At 60.0% G+C, this 17,873-nt stretch carries 12 protein-coding genes, 2 tRNA genes and 2 rRNA genes; 7 read left to right on the top strand and 9 right to left on the bottom strand.

What is annotated here, in order from left to right:
* Positions 1–8: 8 nt before the first annotated feature.
* The 4 genes from PW947_RS08925 to rpe all read right to left on the bottom strand — a co-directional run bounded on the left by PW947_RS08925 (position 9) and on the right by rpe (position 3,964).
* Complete coding sequence (locus tag PW947_RS08925) at positions 9–617, bottom strand: aminodeoxychorismate/anthranilate synthase component II (RefSeq protein ID WP_299630939.1); 609 nt, start codon at positions 615–617, stop codon at positions 9–11.
* Positions 618–630: 13 nt separating this feature from the next.
* Positions 631–2,124: an anthranilate synthase component I gene (gene trpE, locus PW947_RS08920; protein WP_299630938.1), complete on the bottom strand. Its 1,494-nt coding sequence runs from the start codon at positions 2,122–2,124 to the stop codon at positions 631–633.
* A 369-nt stretch (positions 2,125–2,493) separates the two neighbouring features.
* The gene (locus tag PW947_RS08915) at positions 2,494–3,252 is read right to left on the bottom strand and encodes a phosphoglycolate phosphatase (protein WP_299630937.1); all 759 of its coding nucleotides are present in this window, start codon (positions 3,250–3,252) and stop codon (positions 2,494–2,496) included.
* A gap of 28 nt (positions 3,253–3,280) precedes the next feature.
* A complete protein-coding gene (gene rpe, locus PW947_RS08910) occupies positions 3,281–3,964 on the bottom strand; it encodes a ribulose-phosphate 3-epimerase (protein ID WP_299630936.1) in 684 nt (227 codons plus the stop codon).
* Between the two features lie 217 nt (positions 3,965–4,181).
* Between rpe and apaG the strand changes: the two genes are divergently transcribed.
* Both apaG and PW947_RS08900 read left to right on the top strand, forming a co-directional pair.
* On the top strand, positions 4,182–4,556 hold the full coding sequence (gene apaG, locus PW947_RS08905) for a Co2+/Mg2+ efflux protein ApaG (protein ID WP_299630935.1): 375 nt from the start codon (positions 4,182–4,184) through the stop codon (positions 4,554–4,556).
* 195 nt (positions 4,557–4,751) lie between these two features.
* Positions 4,752–5,984: an MltA domain-containing protein gene (locus tag PW947_RS08900; protein ID WP_299630934.1), complete on the top strand. Its 1,233-nt coding sequence runs from the start codon at positions 4,752–4,754 to the stop codon at positions 5,982–5,984.
* Positions 5,985–6,119: 135 nt separating this feature from the next.
* On the opposite strand, the gene paaK is transcribed toward PW947_RS08900, so the two are convergent.
* The 5 genes from paaK to paaN all read right to left on the bottom strand — a co-directional run bounded on the left by paaK (position 6,120) and on the right by paaN (position 11,964).
* Positions 6,120–7,418: a phenylacetate--CoA ligase PaaK gene (gene paaK, locus PW947_RS08895; protein ID WP_299630933.1), complete on the bottom strand. Its 1,299-nt coding sequence runs from the start codon at positions 7,416–7,418 to the stop codon at positions 6,120–6,122.
* 90 nt (positions 7,419–7,508) lie between these two features.
* On the bottom strand, positions 7,509–7,979 hold the full coding sequence (paaI, locus tag PW947_RS08890; protein WP_299630932.1) for a hydroxyphenylacetyl-CoA thioesterase PaaI: 471 nt from the start codon (positions 7,977–7,979) through the stop codon (positions 7,509–7,511).
* Position 7,980: 1 nt separating this feature from the next.
* On the bottom strand, positions 7,981–8,772 hold the full coding sequence (gene paaG, locus PW947_RS08885) for a 2-(1,2-epoxy-1,2-dihydrophenyl)acetyl-CoA isomerase PaaG (RefSeq protein ID WP_299630931.1): 792 nt from the start codon (positions 8,770–8,772) through the stop codon (positions 7,981–7,983).
* A gap of 139 nt (positions 8,773–8,911) precedes the next feature.
* Positions 8,912–10,123 (bottom strand): 3-oxoadipyl-CoA thiolase, encoded by a 1,212-nt coding sequence (gene pcaF, locus PW947_RS08880; protein ID WP_299630930.1) that lies wholly within the window; start codon positions 10,121–10,123, stop codon positions 8,912–8,914.
* 140 nt (positions 10,124–10,263) lie between these two features.
* Positions 10,264–11,964: a phenylacetic acid degradation protein PaaN gene (gene paaN / locus PW947_RS08875; RefSeq protein WP_299630929.1), complete on the bottom strand. Its 1,701-nt coding sequence runs from the start codon at positions 11,962–11,964 to the stop codon at positions 10,264–10,266.
* A gap of 140 nt (positions 11,965–12,104) precedes the next feature.
* Between paaN and PW947_RS08870 the strand changes: the two genes are divergently transcribed.
* The 5 genes from PW947_RS08870 to PW947_RS08850 form a co-directional block, all read left to right on the top strand.
* Positions 12,105–12,881, top strand: coding sequence for an enoyl-CoA hydratase (locus PW947_RS08870; protein ID WP_299630928.1), 777 nt, complete (start codon positions 12,105–12,107; stop codon positions 12,879–12,881).
* A gap of 467 nt (positions 12,882–13,348) precedes the next feature.
* Positions 13,349–14,876: ribosomal RNA gene (locus PW947_RS08865) — 16S ribosomal RNA — on the top strand.
* Positions 14,877–14,942: 66 nt separating this feature from the next.
* Positions 14,943–15,019, top strand: a tRNA-Ile gene (locus tag PW947_RS08860).
* A gap of 55 nt (positions 15,020–15,074) precedes the next feature.
* Positions 15,075–15,150 (top strand) — tRNA-Ala (locus tag PW947_RS08855).
* 340 nt (positions 15,151–15,490) lie between these two features.
* Positions 15,491–17,873: ribosomal RNA gene (locus tag PW947_RS08850) — 23S ribosomal RNA — on the top strand; the annotation flags it as partial.

Raw genomic sequence — 17,873 nt, 5'->3', positions numbered from 1 at the left:
GGCTCCGCTCATCGGGTGTTGCGCTGGCTTGGTGTCTGGCCGCGCGCGAGTTTCGACTGTTTGACGAAGTTTTCGAGCAGCGCGTGACCGTGTTCGGACAGGATCGATTCGGGGTGGAACTGCACGCCTTCGACGGCCAGTTCCTTATGACGCACGCCCATGATCTCGCCGTCGTCGGTCCAGGCGGTGACCTCGAGGCAATCCGGCAGCGATTCGCGCTCGATGGCGAGCGAGTGATAGCGCGTCACGGTGAAATGCTTCGGCAGGTCGGCGAACACGCCTTTGCAGTCGGTTTCGATCTGGCTGACCTTGCCGTGCATGATGGTCTGCGCGCGCACGACGCGACCGCCGAACGCTTCGCCGATGGCCTGATGGCCAAGGCAGACGCCGAGAATCGGCGTTTTGCCGGCGAATTCGCGCAGCACGTCGAGCGTGATGCCCGCGTGTTGCGGATTGCTCGGGCCCGGCGACAGACAGATGCGCTCGGGGTTGAGCTTCGCGATGTCGTCGAGCGTGATCTCGTCGTTGCGATAGGTCCGTACTTCTTCGCCGAGTTCGCCGAAGTACTGGACCAGGTTATAGGTGAACGAATCGTAGTTGTCGATCATCAGCAGCATGGTCTGTCTCCGGTCAGAAGTCGCTATCGAGGCCGTCTTGCACCTGCTCGGCGGCGCGCAACACCGCGCGCGCCTTGTTCTCGGTTTCTTGCCATTCGGATTCGGGCACCGAATCCGCGACAACGCCCGCTGCCGCTTGCACATACAGATTGCCCTTGTGGATCACGCCGGTGCGGATCGTGATGGCCAGATCCATCTCACCGGTGAACGACAGATATCCGACTGCTCCGCCGTACAGGCCGCGCTTCACCGGTTCGAGTTCGTCGATCAGTTCCATCGCGCGGACCTTCGGCGCGCCCGACAGCGTGCCGGCCGGGAAGGTGGCGCGCAGCACGTCGAAATTGGTGATGCCCGGCTTCAGCTTGCCTTCGACTGAACTCACGATGTGCTGAACGTGCGAGTACTTTTCGATCACCATCTTGTCGGTCACGTCCACCGAGCCGATTTGTGCGATGCGGCCCACGTCGTTGCGCGCGAGGTCGATCAGCATTACGTGTTCGGCAACTTCCTTCGGGTCGTTGAGCAGTTCGGTGGCGAGTTCGGCGTCGCGTTCCGGCGTGTTGCCGCGCGGACGCGTGCCTGCCAGCGGACGGATCGTCACGATCCGGTCTTCGCCGCGCTTTTCCTGGCGCACCAGAATTTCCGGCGATGCGCCGACGACGTGGAAATCGCCGAAATTGTAGTAGTACATATACGGCGACGGATTCAGCGAACGCAGCGCGCGATACAGCGACAGCGGATTGTCGCGATACGGCTTGGTCAGCCGCTGGCCGACCTGCACCTGCATCAGTTCGCCGGCCGCGATGTATTCCTTCGCCTTGCGCACGGCGGCGAGGTAATCGTCTTTGGCGAACTCGCGATAGGTTTCCGTGCGCACGCTCGCCGACGTTACCGGCGGCTGAACGGTGTTATGCAGACGCTGCTTCAGTTCACGCAGACGTTGTTTGGCGCGCGGATAGGCTTCGGCTTTGGTCGGATCGGCGTAGATCACGAGATAGAGCTTGCCTGCCAGGTTGTCGATCACCGCGACTTCTTCGGTCAGCAGCAATTGAATGTCGGGCAGATTCAGATCGTCTTTCGGTGCGCTGTGCGCGAGCTTTTTCTCGATATAACGCACGGCGTCGTAGCCGAAATAACCGGCGAGACCGCCCGCGAAACGCGGCAGGCCGGGGCGCTGCGCAACCTTGAAACGCGCCTGGAACTGCTGGATGAATTCGAGCGGATCGCCGTCGTGAGTCTCGACGACCTTGCCGTCCGTCACGACTTCGGACACGCCGTTGCTGGTGCGGAGCAGCGTGTGCGCGGGCAGGCCGATGAACGAGTAGCGCCCGAACCGTTCGCCACCCACCACCGACTCCAGCAGGAACGAGTTCGCACCGTTGCGCTCCGGTTGCGCGAGCTTCAGGTATAGCGACAGCGGCGTTTCGAGGTCGGCGAGCGCCTCGGCGATCAACGGAATGCGATTGAAGCCCTCGTTCGCGAGGGACTGGAATTCGAGTTCGGTCATGTTCCGATCCTGTAGAGAGGTCCGGCGGCAGCGTGCGTCGGACAAAGCGGGGCATTGCGCTGCCGGTTGGCGTCACTGTGACACGTGTAGGACGGACCGGCGCGGGCTTTCCGCGCGAACGCATGCGGGTTGTCAGGCGCACGAAAGTACTGACGATACTGCACAGTACGTACGGCAGCCGGATAAACCGACGCAGCGAAAACTTGCGGGAAAGGCGCGTGAGCGCAGTGAAACAAAAAACGGTGCTGAAGACGAACTTCAGCGCACCTCAGGCGAGGTTAGCGCGACCAGCGACGCCAGGGCCAGGCTCCCCGGTCGATGCTGCTCAGACTCCGTTTTTTGTTCAGAAACATGAGGATGATGGACGTATTAAGTCGGTGATTGGTGCGCTGCGATTGCCTTTGCGGCATCGAGCAGCGAGGCAACTATACCATCCGATTTGATTTTTTGTACAGACTGCCCATGGTTGTAACCGTAGGGTACGGTGAGGGTCGCCATGCCCGCTGCGCGGCCTGCCAGCGCGTCGTTTTCCGAGTCGCCGATTGCCACTGCAGCGCCCGGCGCGACGTTCAGCTTTTCGCACGCGGTGAGCATCGGCAACGGGTCGGGCTTCTTCTTCGGCAGGCTGTCGCCGCCGAGCACGACGCTGAAGTAATCGAACAATCCGTATTGCTTGAGCAGTTGCACCGCGAACCGGTGCGGCTTGTTGGTCACGCATGCCAGTTGCAACCCGGCCGCGCGCATCGCCTTCAGGCCTTCCTCGACTTCAGGAAACAGGCGCGCGTGAATGCCGTTGATCTTCGCGTATTCCTGCTGGTACAGCGCGAACGCTTCGTCGAAACGGTCTTGCGCCTGCTGCGCGTCGAAGCGCGGCGCGAGCACGCTGCGGATCAGATGCTCCGAGCCCTTGCCGACGTAGTTGATCACCTCTTCGCGGGAGGTTTCGTCGGCGTCGAGCTGGGCCAGCATGCCGTTCAGCCCGACGGTGAAGTCGTCGGCGGTGTCGATCATCGTGCCGTCGAGGTCGATGATCGCCGCTTCCAGACGCGGGCCGCTGAACGTGGGCGCCGGCCAGGAAGGCTGGTCCGGGTGATTCGGCTGATCGGGTGTGGCAGCGTGGTCGTTCATGCTGTGGTCCGCGTCGGGTTGAGAGGGCTTAGTGTTCGCTGGTAGCCAGTTTGCCGCGCATCTGGTCGATCACCGCCTTGTAATCCGGATGGCCGAACACCGCAGAACCTGCGACGAAGGTATCCGCGCCGGCCGCCGCGATTTCTGCGATGTTGTCGATTTTCACCCCACCGTCGACTTCGAGGTGAATCTCACGGCCGGTCTTTTCCTTGTACGCGTCGATACGCGCGCGTGCTTCGCGCAGCTTGTTGAGCGCTTCGGGAATGAACGACTGGCCGCCGAAACCCGGATTCACCGACATGATCAGCACCAGATCGACGCGGTCCATCACGTGATCCAGGTAGTTCAACGACGTAGCCGGATTGAACACCAGACCCGCCTTGCAACCGTGATCGCGGATCAGCGACAGCGTGCGGTCGATGTGGTCCGAGCCTTCCGGGTGAAAGCTGATCACGTTCGCGCCGGCCTTGGCGAAGTCGGGCACGATGCGGTCGACCGGGCGCACCATCAGATGCACGTCGATCGGCACGTTCACGTGCGGACGGATCGCTTCGCAGACGAGCGGCCCGATGGTCAGGTTCGGCACGTAATGGTTGTCCATCACGTCGAAGTGGATCCAGTCGGCGCCGGCGGCGACCACGTTACGGACTTCTTCTCCGAGCCGCGAAAAGTCGGCGGAGAGAATGCTGGGCGCGATGCGGAATGGGGTCATGGCGGGGGACGGTGGGTAGGCGGAAACCGTTATTTTACCGTCGGAGCGCGTCGGCTGTGACGGCGAAAGCCCTCGGCCGGATGGGATAGGCCGGTTGCGGGGTACACCCGCATCAAGCAGAATGCGAGACATCACAGGGCCGTCGTCAGCGCCCGCGATCTCATCGATGAGTGGGCGTCGCGCCGTTGTCCTTCTTTGTATCAGCACCGGGATCAGGATGAGCCAGTACGAATTCAGCGTAGCGTCGCAGGTGCATTACCTGCCCGACGAGTCAGATCCGGAGCGTCGTCAGTACGCATTCGCTTACACGCTGACAATCCGCAACAGCGGACAGGTGCCTGCGCAACTGATTGCGCGTCATTGGGTCATTACCGACAGCGACGACGTCGTGCAGGAAGTGAAAGGGCTCGGCGTGGTCGGTCATCAGCCGTTGCTCAAGCCGGGCGAGCAGTTCGAATATACGAGTTGGGCGGTGATCGCCACGCCGGTCGGCACGATGCGCGGCGCGTATTTTTGCGTCGCCGAAGACGGCGAGCGCTTCGACGCGCCGGTGGCGGAATTCGTGTTGCAGATGCCGCGCACGTTGCATTGATGCTGCGCCGATGCACGCATAGCATCGGGCGGGCGCGGCGCGCGTAACCCGCCAGGGTGCGGAACAAACGGAACCGGTTGCGGCGCGATTGAACCGTCGCCGCACCGCGCGGTCTGTCAGCTGCCTTGACGGTGTTTGTCGCGCGCGGCGCCTTGTTGCGCCGCTTTCTTCTTGCCGGATGTAGTCCAGACCACGATGAAGATCAGCAGGGACAGCGCCAGGAGCGACTCCAGCGCGAAGATAAGCATTGGGTATTCGTCGAACAGATCAGACATGGCGGTTTCCATCAAGAACGAACATTGTATGCGTATTGTCCGCGACGTCGCGGGCTGGCTCGGGGCGTTGTCGGTTGCGGTAATGCTGGCTTCGTGCGGCGGCGGCGGGGCGATTCGCCATCCGGTTCAACCGCCTACCGGCGCGGCGATCGTGCCCGGACAGATTGCTGCGACGCGCCTCACGGCGGTGGGCTGGCAACAGGTGCCGGGCTGGCAGGACGACTCGCTGATCGGTGCGACGGCCGCATTGCGTCAGAACTGCACGCGGCTTGGCCGTCAGCCGAACTGGCAGCGCGCCTGCGCAGCGGCCGCGCGAATCGACGATCTGGACATGGCCGGCGCGCGCACCTTCTTCGAAACCTACTTCACGCCTTTCCAGTTCTCGAATACCGACGGCACGCTCGACGGTCTGGTGACCGGCTATTACGAGCCGCTGTTGCGCGGTTCGCGCACGCGTCACGGCGTCTATCAGACTGCGCTGTATCGCTGGCCCGAGGGCTATCGGGCGGGCTCGGCATTGCCGTCGCGAGCCCAACTGGAGCGTTCGGGCGCGTTGAACGGCAACGAACTCGTGTGGGTCGACGATCCGATCGAGGCGTTCTTTCTGCAGGTGCAGGGTTCGGGACGTGTCGTGATGGAAGACGGTAGCGTGATGCGCGTGGGTTTCGGCGGCACGAACAATCAGCCGTACCGGTCGATCGGCCGCTGGTTGCTCGACCGTGGCGAACTGACGCCCGCGCAGGCGACGATGCAAGGCATCAAGGCGTGGGCGAAGGCGAATCCGTCGCGCGTCGACGGTCTGCTGGATACGAACCCGCGCTTCGTGTTTTTTCGTGAGATGCCGGCAACCGAAGCCTTGCCCACCGGCGATTCCGACGGTCCGATCGGCGCATTGGGCGTGCCGTTGACGCCGGAGCGGTCGATCGCCGTCGATCCGTCGTCGATCCCGCTCGGCACGCCGGTCTTCCTGCAGACCACGCGCCCGCTGACCAACGCCCCGATGAACCGTCTGGTATTCGCACAGGACACCGGTTCGGCGATCAAGGGCGGCGTGCGCGCCGATTACTTCTGGGGTTTGGGCGATGAAGCCGGCGACCTGGCCGGCAAGATGAAGCAGGGCGGCCGGATGTGGCTGCTGCTGCCGAACTCCTGAGCGTTTGTTGCTGTCTTTTGCGGGCCGACCAAGTCGGTCGGCCAGATCGCCAAATCCGCCGGGAAACCAGCGAATCACGGACGTTGCCTGCTGTCGAACAGCAGACAACGCCCGTTCACCTTCCAGCGTGCGGCCTTACGCCGAGCGCTTGTCCACGACGCGACGCGCCTTTCCGACCGAACGCTCGATGCCGTTCACCCCAAGCACATTCACCGTTGCGGTTACGCCGATCAGTGCCTTGATGTCGTAGGCCAGCGCCTGCTTTGCCGTCGTCAACGCACCGGTATCCGGCGCGGTTTCCGGACACGGCTCGACATTCAGCGTGAGCACGTCCAGCGGCCCTTCCTTCGTCAGCACGATCTGATAATGCGGCGCGAGCGCGTGCTGTTTCAGCAGCAGTTCCTCGATTTGCGTCGGAAACACGTTCACCCCGCGCACGATCATCATGTCGTCGGAACGGCCGGTGATCTTTTCCATCCGCCGCATCGTGCGCGCGGTGCCCGGCAGCAGCCGCGTCAGATCGCGAGTGCGATAACGGATGATCGGCAGCGCTTCTTTCGTCAGCGACGTGAAGACCAGTTCGCCGAGTTCGCCGTCAGGCAGCACTTCGCCGGTTTCGGGATCGATGATTTCCGGATAGAAATGGTCTTCCCAGATGGTCGGGCCGTCTTTCGTTTCGACGCATTCGCACGCCACGCCCGGGCCCATCACTTCCGACAGGCCGTAAATATCGACTGCGTCGATGCCCATGCGCTTCTCGATTGCGGAGCGCATGTCATTGGTCCACGGCTCCGCGCCGAAAATACCGAGTCGCAGCGAACATTGCACCGGGTCGATGCCTTGACGTTCGAGTTCGTCGGCGATCGACAGCATGTAGCTCGGCGTCACCATGATGATGTCGGGACGGAAGTCCTGGATCAGTTGCACCTGCTTTTCAGTCTGACCGCCGCCGAACGGAATCACGGTCAGGCCGGCGCGCTCCGCACCATAGTGCGCACCGAGGCCGCCGGTGAACAGGCCGTAGCCGTAGCTCACATGCACCTTGTCGCCGCGCTTTGCACCGGCCGCGCGGATCGATCGTGCGACGAGGTTGGCCCAAGTGTCGATGTCGCGCGCGGTGTAGCCGACCACGGTGGGCTTGCCGGTCGTGCCGGACGATGCGTGAATGCGCGACACCTGTTCCTGCGGGACGGCGAACATCCCGAACGGATAGTTGTCGCGCAGATCTTTCTTGGTGGTGAACGGAAAACGCGCAAGGTCGGCCAGCGTCTTGACTTCGTCCGGATGAACGCCCGCTTCGTCGAACTTGCGGCGATAGACCGGCGAGTTCTCGTAAGCGTGCTTCAGCGACCATTTCAGCCGCTCGATCTGCAATGCGGCGAGTTCGTCGCGACTCGCTTTTTCAATTGCATCGAGTGGGAGCGAGGTGTTCATCGGGTGTCTCCTTACTTCTTAAGAATGATCTGTGCCTGGTAAATGTGGGTGCGACCGGCGCGGCGCAAGAACGACACGCCGTACTGCGCGCTAACTTTGAACCGGAACGAGGTTGCCTTTGATCTGCGCCGATTTCCCTCTGAACATAGCAACCGTTTCGCCCGCGCGATTCGTGACGCGAATGTCGTAGATGCCGGTGCGGCCGCTCGACACCTGCTCGACGGCTTCGGCGGTCAACGCGTCGTCTGCATGAACCGGGCGCAGGAATTCGATCGAGCAACCGGAAGCGACGGTGTTGATGTTGTAGCTGTTGCACGCGAACGCGAAGGTCGAGTCGGCGAGCGTGAAAATCAGGCCGCCGTGACAGATCTTGTGACCGTTGAGGAAGTCTTCGCGGACGGCCATGCGCAAACGCGCATAGCCAGCACGCACTTCGAGCAGTTCGATGCCGAGCGCCTTGCTGCAGGCATCGGAGGCGTACATAGCGTCGGCGGTGGCGCGCGCGAGTTCGTCGGGTGTCATCGTGGCAATCTCGCTAGATGGATTCGCTTGTGTCGACATATCAACGGCCCTCGAAGCGCGGCGCGCGTTTTTCGATAAACGCCTGCACGCCTTCCGCGTAATCGTGCGACGCGCCGAGTTCGCGTTGACGGTCGCGTTCCAGATCGAGTTGCTGGTCGAGCGTGTTAGTGGCGCCCGCGCGCAGCGCCAGACGCGTTTCGACGATCGCGCGAGTCGGCATTTGCGCGAACTGGGTTGCAAGTTTCGTTGCGGCTGCCAGCAGTTCGGCGTCATCGACGACTTGCCACACCAGCCCCCAGCTTTCTGCTTTCTCCGCGCCGAGTTTGTCGCCGGTCAGCGCTAGCCCTAGCGCGCGCGCCATGCCGACGCGGCGCGGCAGAAACCACGTGCCGCCCGAATCCGGCACGAGGCCGATCTTGACGAACGCCTGAATGAAACTCGCCGAGCGTGCCGCGATCACGAGGTCGCATGCCATCGCGAGATTGGCGCCGGCACCGGCGGCCGTTCCGTTGACGGCGGCAATCACCGGCATCGGAAAATCCTGCAATCGACGAATCAGCGGATTGAAATACTCATCGATCAAACCGCCGAGATCGGTCATCGCGCCAGGTGTGAAATCGAGGTCGGCGAGGTCTTGCCCCGCGCAAAACCCACGACCGGCGCCGGTCAGGATCAGCGCCCGCGCGCCGGATGCCTTGACTTCGTCCAGCGCGGCGCCGAGTTCCCGGTGCATCTTGCGCGTGAAGCTGTTGAGCTTGTCAGGGCGATTCAGCGTCAAGGTGGCGACGTGACTCGACGTATCGAACTCGAGTCGGATCGCTTCGTATGTCATGCGTGTCTCCTGTCAGTCTCGATGCGCGCGCTTCCGCTTTGTCGGAAACGTGCGTCAGATGCATGGTTCAGGGGCCTGCTGCGTCAGCGCTTTGGCAGCGCTTTTTTATATGCTTTCCGATGCGTTTTCTGATGTGTTCTCAGATGCGTTCGATCGCCAGCGCAATGCCCTGACCAACGCCGATACACATCGTGCACAGCGCGAAACGTCCGTTCGTGCGTTCGAGCTGGTAAAGCGCTGTCGTAATCAGCCGGGCGCCCGATGCGCCGAGCGGATGACCGAGCGCGATAGCGCCGCCGTTCGGATTGACGCGCGGATCGTCGTCGCGCAAACCGAGCGTGCGCATCACGGCGAGTCCTTGCGACGCGAATGCTTCATTCAATTCGATCACGTCGAATTGCGCCAGCGACATGTTCAATTGCTTCAGCAGCTTTTGAGTGGCGGGCGCGGGGCCGATACCCATGATGCGCGGCTCGACGCCGGCTGTCGCCATGCCGATCACGCGCGCCCGGCGACGCAAACCGTATTGGTCGGCGGCGGCCTGATTCGCGAGCAACAGCGCGCACGCGCCGTCGTTGACGCCGGACGCATTGCCCGCCGTCACACTGCCGTCCGGCCGAACCACGCCCTTGAGTTTGCCGAGCGATTCCAGCGAGGTTTCGCGCGGATGCTCGTCGAGCGTGACGCGGACCGGATCGCCTTTCTTCTGCGCAATGTCGACCGCGACAATTTCTGCTGCGAGCGTGCCGTTCTTTTGCGCGGCTGCCGCTTTTTGCTGGCTACGCATCGCGAACGCGTCCTGATCGGTGCGGCTCACGTTGAATTGAACCGCGACGTTTTCCGCCGTTTCCGGCATCGAATCCACGCCGTAGTCGCGCTTCATCAGCGCATTGACGAAACGCCAGCCGATCGTGGTGTCGTAAATATCAGCCTGACGCGAAAACGCGCTGGACGCTTTACCCATCACGAACGGTGCACGCGTCATGCTTTCGACGCCGCCCGCGATCATCAGGCGCGCTTCACCCGCCTTGATCGCGCGCGCGGCCGTGCCGACGGCGTCCATTCCCGAACCGCACAAACGGTTGATCGTCGCGCCGGGTGCCTGAACAGGCAGACCGGCCAGCAACGCCGACATGCGCGCGACGTTGCGGTTGTCTTCTCCGGCCTGGTTCGCGCAACCGTAGATGACGTCGTCGAGTGCTTGCCAGTCGACGCCGGGATTACGTTCGATCAGCGCCTTGATGGGCACGGCGCCGAGATCGTCGGCGCGGACGTCTTTCAGGGCGCCGCCGTAACGGCCGAAGGGAGTGCGGATCGCGTCGCAAATGTAAGCGTCGAAGGCGTCGTTCATGAGAATCTCTACGGTTGACGAGACGGCGAGTGGGGCCTCGCCGGCTGGCTTCAATTCAAGCTTTCAATCATGTTAGTTGGCGTGCGCGGGCCGGTCTATTCGGCCAAACGGCATAGGCCGCGCGCACTGTCCTATGCCGTTCAGCCGACTGCCACTGGCGCGGCTTTCGGTTCAACATGGACCCGGCTTTGAACAACGCGGAATCGATTCGCGACGAAGGCGGCGTCGGCGAGCGCCGCGTTGGCTGCGGGGTTGGCGCCCGTGCCGTGATAGTCGGAGAACGCGGCGGACTGATTGACGAATACCGCGCCCGTCAGATTGATGGACAGCGCGACGCCGCCACGAATCGACGCTTCGTGTGCGGCTTCGATCACAGCGTCGTCCGCGCTGTAGACGGACAGCGTAAGTGCGCCGTGTTCGGCGGCAATCGACCCGGCCAGATCGAGCGACTGCGCGGTCGAGTCGGTTGCGATCACGAACGAGATCGGGCCGAACCATTCCTTGGTGAGTTGCGCAGCGTCTTGGGTTGCATCGAGTTGAAGAACGAGCGGCGTGCGCACGCGAGCGCCGGCGAACGCCGGATGGTCGAGCGCGACGCTGTCGGCCAGCACCGTGCCGAGCTTGCGGGCGTCGGCAATGCGGTGTTCGACGCCATCGTTCTGGATTGCGCCGAGCAGTTCGACTGCGCGCGCGGGATCGCCGACGAGTTTCTGCACGGCTGTGGCGATGGCCTGAGCAACCGCGTCGAAGCCCAGCGTGCCTTCGGACGTGCGGATGCCGTGGCGGGGCACGTAGATGTTTTGCGGCGCGGTGCACATTTGGCCCGAATACAACGTGAGCGAGAAGGCAATGTTGCGGGCAGCGGCCTTAATGTCGTCCACCGAGTCGATCACAATCTGATTGACGCCTGCTTTTTCGGTGAAGACTTGAGCCTGATGCGCATTGCGTTCGAGCCAGGTGCCGTTTTGCGTGCTGCCGGTGAAATCGATCAGCTTGATCTCGGGACGCAGCGCGAGGTCCTGGACGAGCGGGCCGTCGTTCGGGTCCGTCGCGAGCAAGGTGACGACGTTCGAATCGAATCCAGCTTCGCGCAACACGTCACGGGCAATGCGGACGGTCAGCGCCAGCGGCAGGATTGCGCCCGGATGCGGCTTGACGATGACGGTATTGCCGGTTGCGAGATCGGCGAACAGGCCGGGGTAGCCGTTCCATGTCGGGAAAGTGCAGCAACCGAGTACCAGCCCAGTTCCGCGCGGCACGACGGTGAAGCGCTTTTGCATTGCGAGCGGCGGGTTTTTGCCTTGAGGTTTTTCCCAGTGAGCCTCAGACGGAATGCGGCGCAGTTGATCCCATGCGTAGACGACTGCTTCGAGGGCGCGGTCCTGGGCGTGCGGGCCGCCGGCCTGGAACGCCATCATGAAAGCCTGGCCTGTGGTGTGCATCACGCTGTAGCCGATCTCGAAGCTGGCGCGATTCACGCGCGCCAGGATTTCGAGACTGACGCCGACCCATGCTTGCGGACCGGCGGCGCGCCAGTCGCGTTGGGCGACGGCTGCGGCTGCGATCAACGCGTCCGGCGCGGCTTTCGGGTAGCGAATGCCGAGCGGAAAGCCGAACGGCGACACTTCCGAACCGACGGTTTCGCCCGTCGACGGCTGGTCCAGTTCGAAGGTCGAGTTCAGCAGCGCCTTGAACGCGGCCTCGCCATCGGCGCTCGCTGTTTCACCGTACACTTTCGGACTGGGCATTTCGGAGAACGGGCTCCAGTAGCCGCGAGTCTCAATGGCGGAAAGTGCTTTTTGCAGCGTGTCTTCGTGCTTCGCAAATAGAGGATGGGTCATGGCGAAAAGGCGTGCTGAGCGTTAGAGGGATCTGGCCGAATAATTAACCGACCGGTTGGTTGGTGAATGTTAGCATTATTGAGACGGTGGCGCGAAGCGTTTTCGCGCGCTCTTACAACCTGAGAATCTTTGGAGGCGGCATGACGTACGAGAACATTCTGGTAGAGACGCGGGGGCGGGTTGGGCTGGTGACGTTGAATCGTCCGAAGGCGCTGAATGCGTTGAACGATGCGTTGATGGACGAACTCGGCGTGGCGCTCCGCGCGTTCGACGCTGATGAAGGGATCGGCGCGATCGTGATTACCGGAAGCGAGAAAGCGTTCGCCGCGGGCGCCGACATCGGGATGATGGCGACGTATACCTATATGGATGTGTACAAGGGCGACTACATCACCCGGAACTGGGAGACGGTCCGCACGATCCGCAAGCCGATCATTGCGGCGGTCGCGGGATTCGCGTTGGGTGGCGGTTGCGAGCTGGCGATGATGTGCGACATCATCCTCGCCGCCGACACGGCAAAGTTCGGTCAGCCGGAGATCAAGCTCGGCGTAATGCCTGGGGCGGGCGGCACGCAACGTCTGCCGCGCGCAGTATCCAAGGCGAAAGCGATGGATATGTGTCTCACGGCAAGATTCATGGACGCGGATGAAGCTGAGCGTGCGGGTCTCGTGTCGCGGGTGATCCCGGCGGCGTCGTTACTCGACGAAGCAATTGCTGCGGCAACGACGATCTCGGAATTCCCGCTGCCGGCCGTGATGATGGTGAAGGAGTCGGTCAACGCGGCATACGAAACAACGCTAGCCGAAGGCGTCCATTTCGAACGCCGGTTGTTCCATTCGTTGTTCGCCACTGAAGATCAGAAGGAAGGCATGGCCGCGTTTCTGGAGAAGCGCAAACCGGTTTTCAAGCATCGTTGAACGATTGCGGAAATAACGCTTGCTTCGGCCGGGATGCATCGCTAGAATCCCGGTCTTTCGCGCTTTCGGTAGGAAGCGCGGGAAGCGGGAGAGCCTTTAGGGGCGAGGGTTTCCGGCGGTGTCAGCGGGTGGCGAAGTTAAAAAACCTGTTGACGCTGTAGCGAAAGTTCTTCATAATCTCGTTTCTCTGCTGCAGATGCAGCGACGCAGAACGAAGCGGTGCCGGGTAGTTTGAAGTGCGGCGACTGCGAGTGACGCGAATTGATCTTTAAAAATTAACAGTCGATAAGTGTGGGCGCTTGATGGCGACGCTGGCCGGTTCTTCGGAGTCTGGCGTAAAAGCGAAAGTATCAAGTCTCACACAGTAATGAAAGGAAGGTTTGGCCGTCGCAAGATGGCTGGATCATTCGTCAGTACGTTGAGTGAGCGACCGGTTCTTAACGGAACCGAAAAACAGTAACAGGTTTGAACTGAAGAGTTTGATCCTGGCTCAGATTGAACGCTGGCGGCATGCCTTACACATGCAAGTCGAACGGCAGCACGGGAGTAATCCTGGTGGCGAGTGGCGAACGGGTGAGTAATACATCGGAACGTGTCCTGGAGTGGGGGATAGCCCGGCGAAAGCCGGATTAATACCGCATACGCTCTACTGAGGAAGGGGGGATCTTCGGACCTCGCGCTCAAGGGGCGGCCGATGGCAGATTAGCTAGTTGGTGGGGTAAAGGCCTACCAAGGCGACGATCTGTAGCTGGTCTGAGAGGACGACCAGCCACACTGGGACTGAGACACGGCCCAGACTCCTACGGGAGGCAGCAGTGGGGAATTTTGGACAATGGGCGCAAGCCTGATCCAGCAATGCCGCGTGTGTGAAGAAGGCCTTCGGGTTGTAAAGCACTTTTGTCCGGAAAGAAAACCATCTGGTTAATACCTGGGTGGGATGACGGTACCGGAAGAATAAGCACCGGCTAACTACGTGCCAGCAGCCGCGGTAATACGTAGGGTGCAAGCGTTAATCGGAATTACTGGGCGTAAAGCGTGCGCAGGCGGTCCGCTAAGACAGATGTGAAATCCCCGGGCTTAACCTGGGAACTGCATTTGTGACTGGCGGGCTAGAGTATGGCAGAGGGGGGTAGAATTCCACGTGTAGCAGTGAAATGCGTAGAGATGTGGAGGAATACCGATGGCGAAGGCAGCCCCTGGGCCAATACTGACGCTCATGCACGAAAGCGTGGGGAGCAAACAGGATTAGATACCCTGGTAGTCCACGCCCTAAACGATGTCAACTAGTTGTTGGGGATTCATTTCCTTAGTAACGTAGCTAACGCGTGAAGTTGACCGCCTGGGGAGTACGGTCGCAAGATTAAAACTCAAAGGAATTGACGGGGACCCGCACAAGCGGTGGATGATGTGGATTAATTCGATGCAACGCGAAAAACCTTACCTACCCTTGACATGTACGGAACCTGGCTGAGAGGTCGGGGTGCCCGAAAGGGAGCCGTAACACAGGTGCTGCATGGCTGTCGTCAGCTCGTGTCGTGAGATGTTGGGTTAAGTCCCGCAACGAGCGCAACCCTTGTCCCTAGTTGCTACGCAAGAGCACTCTAGGGAGACTGCCGGTGACAAACCGGAGGAAGGTGGGGATGACGTCAAGTCCTCATGGCCCTTATGGGTAGGGCTTCACACGTCATACAATGGTCGGAACAGAGGGTCGCCAACCCGCGAGGGGGAGCCAATCCCAGAAAACCGATCGTAGTCCGGATCGCACTCTGCAACTCGAGTGCGTGAAGCTGGAATCGCTAGTAATCGCGGATCAGCATGCCGCGGTGAATACGTTCCCGGGTCTTGTACACACCGCCCGTCACACCATGGGAGTGGGTTTCACCAGAAGTAGGTAGCCTAACCGCAAGGAGGGCGCTTACCACGGTGGGATTCATGACTGGGGTGAAGTCGTAACAAGGTAGCCGTATCGGAAGGTGCGGCTGGATCACCTCCTTTCCAGAGCTTCAGCATCAAAGTTGAGCGCTCACGCTTATCGGCTGTGAATTTGAAAGACAGACTCAGGGGTCTGTAGCTCAGTCGGTTAGAGCACCGTCTTGATAAGGCGGGGGTCGATGGTTCGAATCCATCCAGACCCACCAATGTCTTGTCTGGTGTGGCTGATCGGCGAAGTTGCCCTGGGTGATGTATGTGACTGGGGGATTAGCTCAGCTGGGAGAGCACCTGCTTTGCAAGCAGGGGGTCGTCGGTTCGATCCCGTCATCCTCCACCAATCTTCAATGCTGGTTTATCTGGCGCAGGCATTTAAACGTGCTGGCGGTTCAGTGAAACAAGCATTGGCGATTGAGCCAGTGAGTAGAGATAGGCGGTTATAGCAACCGCATTATCGGCTGTCGTTCTTTAACAATCAGGAAGAAGTAGTAAAGAGATTCTCGAAAGGACATCTAGAGATGGGTGGCCGAGTAGGTGAATCAGGGTTGTGATTGTATCAATGTATGAAAAGGTGATCGAAAGATTGCCTTGGAATACGGCGCAACACGAATACTCAACCTGTAACGATGTGGCTCGCGCGGTCTTCCCAGTGAAGACGGCCAGAGACACACCCGTTATAGGGTCAAGCGAACAAGTGCATGTGGTGGATGCCTTGGCGATCACAGGCGATGAAGGACGCGGTAGCCTGCGAAAAGCTACGGGGAGCTGGCAAACGAGCTTTGATCCGTAGATGTCCGAATGGGGAAACCCACTCCGAATGGAGTATCCATGACTGAATACATAGGTCATGCGAAGCGAACGCGGTGAACTGAAACATCTAAGTAACCGCAGGAAAAGAAATCAACCGAGATTCCCAGAGTAGTGGCGAGCGAAATGGGACCAGCCTGTACTCTTTATCTTCATTGTTAGTTGAACGCTCTGGAAAGTGCGGCCATAGCAGGTGATAGCCCTGTAGACGAAAACAGCGAGGAAGAACTAGGTGTACGACAAGTAGGGCGGGACACGTGAAATCCTGTCTGAAGATGGGGGGACCATCCTCCAAGGCTAAATACTCGTGATCGACCGATAGTGAACCAGTACCGTGAGGGAAAGGCGAAAAGAACCCCGGGAGGGGAGTGAAATAGATCCTGAAACCGCATGCATACAAACAGTAGGAGCCTCCTTGTGGGGTGACTGCGTACCTTTTGTATAATGGGTCAGCGACTTACATTCAGTGGCAAGCTTAACTGATTAAGGCAGGCGTAGCGAAAGCGAGTCCGAATAGGGCGTTCAGTTGCTGGGCGTAGACCCGAAACCAAGTGATCTATCCATGGCCAGGTTGAAGGTGCGGTAACACGTACTGGAGGACCGAACCCACTAACGTTGAAAAGTTAGGGGATGAGCTGTGGATAGGGGTGAAAGACTAAACAAACCTGGGGGAAATAGCTGGTTCTCTCCCGAAAAACTATTTAGGTAGTGCCTCGTGTCTCACCTTCGGGGGTAGAGCACTGTCATGGTTGGGGGGTCTATTGCGGATTACTTCGCCATAGCAAACTCCGAATACCGAAGAGTGCAATCACGGGAGACAGACATCGGGTGCTAACGTCCGGTGTCAAGAGGGAAACAACCCAGACCGCCAGCTAAGGTCCCCAAATATTGCTAAGTGGGAAACGAAGTGGGAAGGCTAAAACAGTCAGGAGGTTGGCTTAGAAGCAGCCCCCCTTTAAAGAAAGCGTAATAGCTCACTGATCGAGTCGTCCTGCGCGGAAGATGTAACGGGGCTAAGCAATATACCGAAGCTGCGGATGCACATTTATGTGCATGGTGGGAGAGCGTTCCGTAAGCCTGCGAAGGTGCATTGAAAAGTGCGCTGGAGGTATCGGAAGTGCGAATGCTGACATGAGTAGCGATAAAGGGGGTGAAAAGTCCCCTCGCCGTAAGCCAAAAGGTTTCCTGCGCAACGTTCATCGGCGCAGGGTGAGTCGGCCCCTAAGGCGAGGCAGAAATGCGTAGCTGATGGGAAACAGGTCAATATTCCTGTACCAGTGTGAAATGCGATGGGGGGACGGATCGCGGAAGGTTGTCCGGGTGTTGGAAGTCCCGGTCCTTGCATTGGAGAAGGCGCTTAGGCAAATCCGGGCGCGGAATTCAAGGGTGTGAGGCCATTCACCTAGGTGAAGAAGCAACTGGAAGTGGTTCCAAGAAAAAGCCTCTAAGCTTCAGTTTAACAAGACCGTACCGCAAACCGACACAGGTGGGCGAGATGAGTATTCTAAGGCGCTTGAGAGAACTCGGGAGAAGGAACTCGGCAAATTGGTACCGTAACTTCGGGATAAGGTACGCCCCTGTAGCTTGACTGGCCTGCGCCAGGAGGGTGAAGGGGTTGCAATAAACTGGTGGCTGCGACTGTTTAATAAAAACACAGCACTCTGCAAACACGAAAGTGGACGTATAGGGGTGTGACGCCTGCCCGGTGCCGGAAGATTAAATGATGATCTGCAGCTCTTGATTGAAGTCCCGGTAAAACGGCGGCCGTAACTATAACGGTCCTAAGGTAGCGAAATTCCTTGTCGGGTAAGTTCCGGCCTGCACGAATGGCGTAACGATGGCCACCGTGTCTCCTCCCGAGACTCAGCGAAGTTGAAGTGTTTGTGATGATGCAATCTCCCCGCGGCTAGACTGGAAAGACCCCACCGAACCTTCACTGTAAGCCCAGCATTGGACTTTGAACCGATCTGTGTAGGATAGGTGGGAGGCTATGAAGCGTGGACGCCAGTCTGCGTGGAGCCGTCCTTGAAATACCACCGTTTTGGTTTGTTTGAGGTTCTAACCTTGGTCCGTAATCCGGATCGGGGACAGTGCATGGTAGGCAGTTTGACTGGGGCGGTCTCCTCCCAAAGTGTAACGGAGGAGTACGAAGGTACGCTAGGTGGGGTTTGAAATCGTGCTGATAGTGCAATGGCATAAGCGTGCTTAACTGCGAGACCGACAAGTCGAGCAGGGTGCGAAAGCAGGTCATAGTGA

It is taken from the genome of Paraburkholderia sp. (assembly GCF_028283785.1).
Lineage (GTDB): Bacteria > Pseudomonadota > Gammaproteobacteria > Burkholderiales > Burkholderiaceae > Paraburkholderia.
The sequence above is the reverse complement of the archived record's forward strand: the minus strand, read 5'-3'. Positions and strand labels throughout refer to the sequence as shown.